The following is a 7,459-nucleotide window of genomic DNA, read 5'->3' as shown; positions in this document are numbered from 1 at the left end:
AAGGTGCTGGGCCCGCGCGGCCTGATGCCGAACCCGAAGGTCGGCACCGTGACCCCGAACGTCGCCCAGGCCGTCAAGGACGCCAAGGGCGGCGCCGTCGAGTTCCGCGTCGAGAAGGCGGGCATCGTCCACGCCGGCATCGGCAAGGCCTCGTTCGCCCAGGACGCCCTGGAAGCCAACGTCAAGGCGATCGTCGACGCGCTGGTCAAGGCCAAGCCGTCGGGCGCCAAGGGCACCTACGTCAAGAAGATCAGCCTGTCGTCCACGATGGGCCCGGGCTTCAAGATCGACCCGGCTTCGCTGGGCGCCTGATCCCAGGCGTGATCTGAAACGATCAAGGGCGGCGACCGCAGGGTCGTCGCCCTTTTTCGTGTCCCGCGTCCGTTGGGAAGCGGCGAGGTTGGGGACTAAGGAACGATCCGTCTCCTGACGACTTGACGGCGGAGGTTGAATGCCGTTTTGGGGCGCATGGTCGCAGGCTGCGGTCACAGGGAAGGACGGGGCTCGATGCTCAGCTGGTTCCAGGCGCTGCTGCCCAAGGAAGATAATTTCTTCCGTCTGTTCGACGCCCACGCCGCAACTCTGGTGAAGGGGGCCGAGGCCCTGCGGGGGATGATGGACGGCGGCGAGGCCACGCCAGGGTGGTGCCAGAAGATCGTCGATCACGAGCACGAGGCCGACGATGTCGCGCGGGAGGTGCTGTTCGCCGTGCGCCGCAGCTTCATCACGCCCTTCGACCGCTCGGACATTCGCGGCCTGACCAACTCGCTGGATGACACCATCGACCAGATGCAGAAGACGGCCAAGGTCGTCACCCTGTACGAGCTGCGCGAGTTCGCCCCCAAGATGCGCGAGCTGGCAGACATCGCTGTCCAGTGCGGGGTGCTGACGGCCGAGGCGGTGTCGCTGCTGCCGGCCATGCGCAAGAACCATGACCGCCTGAATACCCTGACGGAGCAGATCGCCCGACTGGAGAGCCAGAGCGACACCCTGTACGACGAGGGGATGAAGGCGCTGTATGCGCTGCATCGCCATGACGGCACCGGCGGCAACACCCTGGGCTTCATCATCGGCGGCGAGATCTATGACCATCTGGAGAAGGTGATCGACCGGTTCGAGGATGTTGCGAACCGCATCAATGGCGTTCTGGTCGAGCACCTGTAGGGTCCGATGGATCACGCTCTCCTGATCCTGATCTTCCTGATCGGCGTCGCCCTGCTGTTCGATTTTCTGAACGGCCTGCACGACGCGGCCAATTCGATCGCCACCATCGTCGCCACGCGCGTGCTGCCGCCGATCTATGCGGTGGGGTGGGCGGCCTTCTTCAACTTCATCGCCTTCCTGTTCTTCGGCCTGCATGTGGCCGACACGATCGGGCGAGGGATCATCTCGCCAGACGTGATCTCGGACCAGGTGATCTTCGGCGCCCTGATGGGGGCGATCAGCTGGAACGTCATCACCTGGCTGGCGGGCATTCCGTCATCCAGTTCGCACGCCCTGGTCGGCGGCCTGCTGGGGGCAGGGATCACCAAGGCGGGCACGGGCGCCGTGGTCATCGCAGGGGTGTTGAAGACCGTCGGCGCCATCTTCCTGTCGCCGGCTGTCGGTTTCGTACTGGCGTTGCTGCTGGTGCTGCTGGTGTCGTGGCTGTTCGTCAGGTCAAACCCCAATTTCGCGGACCGGGTGTTCCGGGGGCTGCAGTTCGTTTCGGCCTCGGCCTATTCGCTGGGTCATGGCGGCAATGACGCCCAGAAGACCATGGGGATCATCGCCATCCTGCTGTATTCGCGCGGGATGCTGGGCGGCGAGTTTCACGTGCCCTTCTGGGTGGTCATCACCTGTCAGGCGGCGATCGCGCTGGGCACGCTGTTCGGCGGCTGGAAGATCGTCCACACTATGGGCTCGCGCATTACGCGCCTGACCCCGCAGCAAGGGTTCTGCGCCGAGACGGGTGGCGCCATCACCCTGTTCGCGGCGACCAGCATGGGCATTCCGGTCTCGACCACCCACACCATCACCGGCGCCATCGTCGGCGTGGGGGCGGCCAAACGCGTGTCGGCCGTGCGCTGGAGCGTGGCGCGCAGCATCGTCACCGCCTGGTTCATCACCATGCCGGCGGCGGCGGCCATCGGCGCGATCTTCTATGTCGTCGGCGGATTGTTCCTGACGTGATGACTGGCGTCGGTCGCACCCAGGAATCCGAGACCCGTCAGGTGGCCGCGCTGCCCTGGCGTCGCACAGGCGCGGGCGTTGTCGAAGTGCTGATGATCACCTCGCGCGAGACGCGCCGCTGGGTCATTCCCAAGGGCGGGCGGATGGTCGGCAAGACCGACGCCGAGGCGGCGGCGGTCGAGGCCTATGAAGAGGCGGGCGTTCAGGGCGTGCTGCAGCACGACCCCATCGGCCATTTCCGCTACGACAAGCGCCTGCGGACCGGCGACGACAGGCCGTGCGTGGTGGCCGTCTATCCGCTGGAGGTCCTGATCCAGCTGGGCGGCTTCCCCGAGCAAGGGCAGCGCGACCTGCGCTGGATGGCGCCGGACGTGGCCGCCGATTCCGTGCACGAGGCTGACCTGGCCGAACTGATCCGCACGTTTGAGCCGGCCGCGGACGCCACCGGTTGATTTTCCATGGCGAGCCTGTATAGAGCGCCACTTCCCGTCACGGCTTTTGGCCGGGGCGGACCTGTCCGAGAACTTCGGGGCGTGGGGGCCACCCATGCCATAACTGTCGGGGAGCCCTCCGACGCCGTGGGGAGATGGGGATGCACCGACATTCCGCCCGTCCGCATCGGACAGGCGAGGTCTGGCTTCCTTCGGACAATACGACCGGCCCGAACGCTTTGCGGCGACGCATGGCGCTTTGGCCAATCCGTCGTCGGGAATAAGCCCGGCGTCGAATACGAAACTGGAGACCGCAATGGACCGCGCACAAAAAGCCGAGTCGATCGAATCGCTGAAAAGCGTTTTCGCCGACGCGGGCGCCGTGGTCGTGACCCACAACCTGGGTCTGACCGTTGCGGAGATGGAAGACCTGCGTGGTCGCCTTCGTAAAGAAGGCGGCACGTTCAAGGTGGTGAAGAACCGCCTGGCGCTCAAGGCGCTGGGCGTCGAGGACGGCAGCGACTACCACGACCTGTTCAAGGGTCCGGTGGGCATCGCCTTCGCCTCGGACCCCGTCACCGCCGCCAAGGTCACTGCTGAATTCGCCAAGGGTAACGACAAGTTCGTCATCGTCGGCGGTTTCATGGGCGAGAAGGTTCTGGACGCCAAGGGCATCGACGCCCTGTCCAAGCTGCCGTCGCTCGATCAGCTGCGTGGCAAGATCATCGGCCTGGTTCAGGCGCCTGCGACCAAGATCGCCGGCGTTCTGCAAGCCCCGGCCGGTCAGCTGGCCCGCGTCATGGGCGCATACGCCGCCAAAGACGCCGCCTGATCCCCGTCATCTCTGCATATCTCTCTCTGAACCTCATCCTACCGAAGGAATATCCAAATGGCTGACCTCGCCAAGATCGTTGAAGACCTGTCGGCTCTGACCGTCCTCGAAGCCGCTGAACTGTCCAAGCTGCTGGAAGAAAAGTGGGGCGTTTCGGCTGCTGCTCCGGTCGCCGTCGCCGCTGCTGCCGGCGCCGCTGCTCCGGCTGAAGCTGCTGAAGAGCAAACCGAGTTCACCGTCGTCCTGGTCGACGGCGGCGACAAGAAGATCAACGTGATCAAGGAAGTCCGCGGCGTCCGCACCGACCTGGGTCTGAAGGAAGCCAAGGACCTGGTCGAAGGCGCTCCGCAGAACGTCGTCGAGAACGTCTCGAAGCAAGCCGCTGAAGAGCTGAAGAAGAAGCTCGAAGAAGCCGGCGCCAAGGTCCAGATCAAGTAATCTGGGCTCAGGCCGAACGATTGCGGGCCCGGTGGGAAACCACCGGGCCCGTTTTCTTTGTGGGTGGCCGTAACCTTCTCCCTCCCACGAAGGGGAGGGTGGCTGAGCCGCAGGCGAGGCCGGGTGGGGGCGGCAAGGCTGCCTGGGCGCGGCGCGTATGTCGCCTGGCCCTCCCCACCCGTCGGCTTCGCCGACACCCTCCCCATGAAGGGGAGGGAGAGGGGTCGATCAGCGCCTCCGGGGCGTCAGGATGTCGCCGAGGCGGTCGGGCGTGCCGGGGATGCGTTCCAGGTGCGGGTAGCGCAGGCCGTCGTGGTAGTCGAAGCTGAGGGTGCGGAAGCGGTCGCCGCGCTTGACGATCAGGACGATGGGATCGGTCCCGCCCTTGGCCGCGGTGATGGCGTCGCGCAAGGCGGCGGGGCTGGCGGCTTTTTCACCGACGGCCACCAGCTCCCAACCGGCGGTCAGGCCGACCTCGAAGGCGGGGCCGCCCCAGGTCACCGAGGTGATCCGGTTGGCGCCGCTGAGCATCAGGCCCAGCGAGTAGCTGAAGTCGTTGCGGCCGTACTCTTTATAGAGCGCCTTCTGGTAGCCGTTCTCTTCTTCCTTGAAGACCAGGCGGTAGCCGCCGCGCTCGATGCCATCCAGGGGACCGCGCGAGTTGGGGCCGACGGCGTCGGCGCGTTCGCGCAGGAAGGCGGCCCAGTCGTTGGCCTGGACGCCGTTCAGGGTCGTGGCGACGGTGTCGAAATCATAGGGCGCCGGATCCCAGTTACCGTCCTGGACGCCGAAGAAGGCCTTGGCGAAATCGTCCAGCGACTTGCGGCCGCCCGAGCGCTCGCGGATCAGGGTGTCGGCGTCCATCCAGATCAGCGACCCTTCGCGATAGTAGTCCTCGCTGCGCTGATAGGTGCCCCAGGGCTGGGGGCTGCGCTGTGCGATGATGGGGTCGTTGGTGGTGTCCTGCATGGCGCGCCACTGGCGGCCGGGGATGTTCTGGAAGCTGGCGGCGCCCAGGGCCCAGATGTCCAGTGCGTCCTGCCTGGTCATCAGGCCGGCGCGAGCGGTCAGCACCACGCCCCAATACTGGGTCTGGCCCTCATAGACCCATAGCAGCGAGTTCTGCAGCGGCTCGTTCAGGTTCGGGGCCATCTGGTCGGCGGGGCGGCGCCATTTGCCGTTCCAGCTGTGGGTGTATTCGTGGCCCAGCAGGTCACGGTTGCCGATGGTGTCGTTGCGGGCGGTGAAATAGCGGGTGTCGACGCTGTTCTCGGACGAGCGGTGATGCTCCAGCCCGATGCCGCCCAACTTGTCCGTCACGGCCAGCAGGAAGTCGTAGTGGTTGTAGTGGCGGGCCCCGTACAGATAGTCGGCCTGATCGATCAGCTTGCGGTGAAGCTCGATGTGTTCGTCGTCGATCTTCAGCATGTCGGCGTCGTCGGCGATGATGTTCAGTCGGACCGGCGAGCGGCCGCCCGGATCAAGGTCGATCTGGCGATAGTGGGCGCCGGCGAAGACCGGGCTGTCGGCCAGATGCTCCAGCGTGATGGGGGCGAAGGTGGCCAGTCCCTCGGTGAAGGATTCGGTATCCAGGGCCACGCCGTACTGCCAGCCGGCGGGCAGTTTCATCGACGGCTTGAAGGTGATCTGGCGCGAGTAATAGCCCGCCGGATAGAGCAGGGCCTTTTCCCACTGGATGTTGACCATTTCGTCGGTGAAGACGACGCGGCCCTGGCTGCTCTCGATCGGGGTCAGCCACTGGAAGGCGGCCTCGACCTGGGTGACGCCGGCCGGGACCTCGATCTGGAAGGCCCAGGGGTGGACGGTGTTGCGCACCCATTCCAGCCGCTGGCCGTTGGCGGTGAAGACCAGGCCGGCGACGTCGTCCACCGGGCCGACCGGCCCGTGATTGCCGGGGATCCATTGCGGATACAGCAGGACCAGCGGGCCGGGACCGGCGACGGGAATGGTCTGGCGCACCTGGATGATGCGGCGGTTCACGTCGGTGGCGTCCACCTGGATGCCGATGACGCCGGGGTAGGCCACGTCGCGAGGCGCGGGGATCGGGGCCAGGGCGACGGGCAGGGCGGGCGTGCCCACCTGGGCGACGGCGGGCAGGCCGGCCCCTTGCAGAAGAGCGGCGGCGCAGACGGCGAGGACGAGACGCTTCATCGTGAATCCGGAACAGTCGCCGCTCCAGCGCGGCGGCCGCACATCACGATGCGTCGTGCGGATCGTCAAGCCACGGATTGTCCGTTCCAGGATTGCACTGCACGGATCAGAAAAAATCAGTGCATGCAGTGCAAGAGTGCAATGCCAACCGCCGTCATTCGGGAAACTGGAAGGCGGCGAGGTGAGCGAGGGTCTCGTCGAGCTTGGCCTGCATGACGCGCATGAAGGGGGCGTTGGCGGCCCGGTCGGGCGGGCCTTCGGCGGATGCGTGACCCAGGTCGTGGTGGACGCGCGCCCAGCCCCGCGCCTCGATCAGTCGCCCGGCGCGAATGGCGCGTTGCAGGTGCAGCCAGACCATGTCCGACAGTTCGACCGCGCCGGCCCAGGTCTCGCCAGTGTGCAGAGCCTCTTGCGGGGAGCAGACAGGAAGGGGGCCGCGCTCGCCAGCCTCGGTGAAGGGAGCGTCCGGCGGTGACGGCGGAAGGTCGATGCGCCGCCAGCCCTCCTTGCGGGCGCGAACGCGAAAGGTGGACAGGGACAGGCCGTGGCGCTCGCACACCTCGGGCGCGCCGGCGCCCGCCAGATAGTCGGCGCGGGCCAGCGCCCACACCTCGGCCGAGCGCTGACTGACGACGGGACGACCGGACAGGGTCTGAAAATCGCTCATGCCCGCCATGATGCGGCGATCCCGGGCCAGGGCGGGTCGAAGCCCGCAGGAACACGGGCGGGCCTTGAAACGGCGGCGCAATTCCGCGCCGGTCATCGCAACCGGCGCGTTCGACCCATCAGGCGGCGGGCTTCACCGTCAGCAGATCGACCGTGAACAGCAGGGTCGAGTTCGGCGGCAGTTCGTCGCCGCCGACCCAGCGCGAGCCGTAGGCCAGATCGGCCGGGATGACGAACTCGAACCGTTCGCCCTCACGCATCAGGGCGACGCCCTCGGTCCAGCCCTTGATGACGCGGTTCAGCGGGAATTCGGTCGGTTCGCCTCGCGACCAGGAGCTGTCGAACTCGCGCCCGTCGATGAAGGTCCCGCGATAGTGGACGCTGACGGTGTCGGTCGCCTTGGGCTGGGCGCCGGAGGGGTTGGCGCGGCCGATGCGGCGGTATTGCAGGCCGCTGTCAGTGACGGTCCAGCCGTCCTGGGCGCGGTTCCAGTCGAGGTAGGCCCTTTGCCCCGCGTCCCAGTTCGCCTGGCTGGCCTCGCCCACGGGCGCGCGGACAGTCGAGGTCGGGGCGACGGGCTCGGCCGGTGCGGTGGCGCAGGCGGCGAGGGCGAGGGCGGCGCAGAGCGGGGCGATGCGGATCATACGGCGAGGCTTAGCATGGAATTCGCGGATTCTCCCTCCCCGCCCTTGGGGAGGGAGAATCCGCGAATTCCATGCTAAGCCTCGCCGTATGATCCGCATCGCCC

At 66.8% G+C, this 7,459-nt stretch carries 8 protein-coding genes and 1 pseudogene; 6 read left to right on the top strand and 3 right to left on the bottom strand.

The features are described from left to right. The 6 genes and pseudogenes from EON91_RS13470 to rplL form a co-directional block, all read left to right on the top strand. Positions 1–312, top strand: a pseudogene (locus EON91_RS13470) (50S ribosomal protein L1); the annotation flags it as partial. A 195-nt stretch (positions 313–507) separates the two neighbouring features. Continuing rightward, a complete protein-coding gene (locus EON91_RS13465) occupies positions 508–1,164 on the top strand; it encodes a DUF47 domain-containing protein (RefSeq protein ID WP_292095726.1) in 657 nt (218 codons plus the stop codon). A 6-nt stretch (positions 1,165–1,170) separates the two neighbouring features. Further along, entirely contained in the window at positions 1,171–2,172 is a 1,002-nt protein-coding gene (locus tag EON91_RS13460) for an inorganic phosphate transporter (RefSeq protein WP_292095724.1), read from the top strand. Next, positions 2,172–2,624: an NUDIX hydrolase gene (locus EON91_RS13455; RefSeq protein WP_292095719.1), complete on the top strand. Its 453-nt coding sequence runs from the start codon at positions 2,172–2,174 to the stop codon at positions 2,622–2,624. Before EON91_RS13460 ends, EON91_RS13455 begins: the two co-directional genes overlap by 1 nt. Before the next feature lie 295 nt (positions 2,625–2,919). Next, the gene (gene rplJ / locus EON91_RS13450) at positions 2,920–3,435 is read left to right on the top strand and encodes a 50S ribosomal protein L10 (protein WP_292095718.1); all 516 of its coding nucleotides are present in this window, start codon (positions 2,920–2,922) and stop codon (positions 3,433–3,435) included. A 57-nt stretch (positions 3,436–3,492) separates the two neighbouring features. Next, positions 3,493–3,873 (top strand): 50S ribosomal protein L7/L12, encoded by a 381-nt coding sequence (gene rplL, locus EON91_RS13445; protein WP_292095715.1) that lies wholly within the window; start codon positions 3,493–3,495, stop codon positions 3,871–3,873. A gap of 228 nt (positions 3,874–4,101) precedes the next feature. Here rplL and EON91_RS13440 read toward each other — a convergent pair whose 3' ends face one another. From EON91_RS13440 to EON91_RS13430, 3 genes are all read right to left on the bottom strand, one after another. Next, positions 4,102–6,045 (bottom strand): peptidase M61, encoded by a 1,944-nt coding sequence (locus EON91_RS13440; protein WP_292095713.1) that lies wholly within the window; start codon positions 6,043–6,045, stop codon positions 4,102–4,104. 154 nt (positions 6,046–6,199) lie between these two features. Next, positions 6,200–6,712 (bottom strand): hypothetical protein, encoded by a 513-nt coding sequence (locus EON91_RS13435; RefSeq protein ID WP_292095711.1) that lies wholly within the window; start codon positions 6,710–6,712, stop codon positions 6,200–6,202. A 118-nt stretch (positions 6,713–6,830) separates the two neighbouring features. Further along, positions 6,831–7,355 (bottom strand): FKBP-type peptidyl-prolyl cis-trans isomerase, encoded by a 525-nt coding sequence (locus EON91_RS13430; protein ID WP_292095708.1) that lies wholly within the window; start codon positions 7,353–7,355, stop codon positions 6,831–6,833. Positions 7,356–7,459: the final 104 nt, after the last annotated feature.

Origin of the sequence: Brevundimonas sp. (assembly GCF_004210735.1) — a bacterium.
In the GTDB taxonomy this organism is placed as follows: domain Bacteria; phylum Pseudomonadota; class Alphaproteobacteria; order Caulobacterales; family Caulobacteraceae; genus Brevundimonas.
Note: the sequence above shows the minus strand (reverse complement) of the source record. Positions and strands in the feature narration are given on the sequence as shown.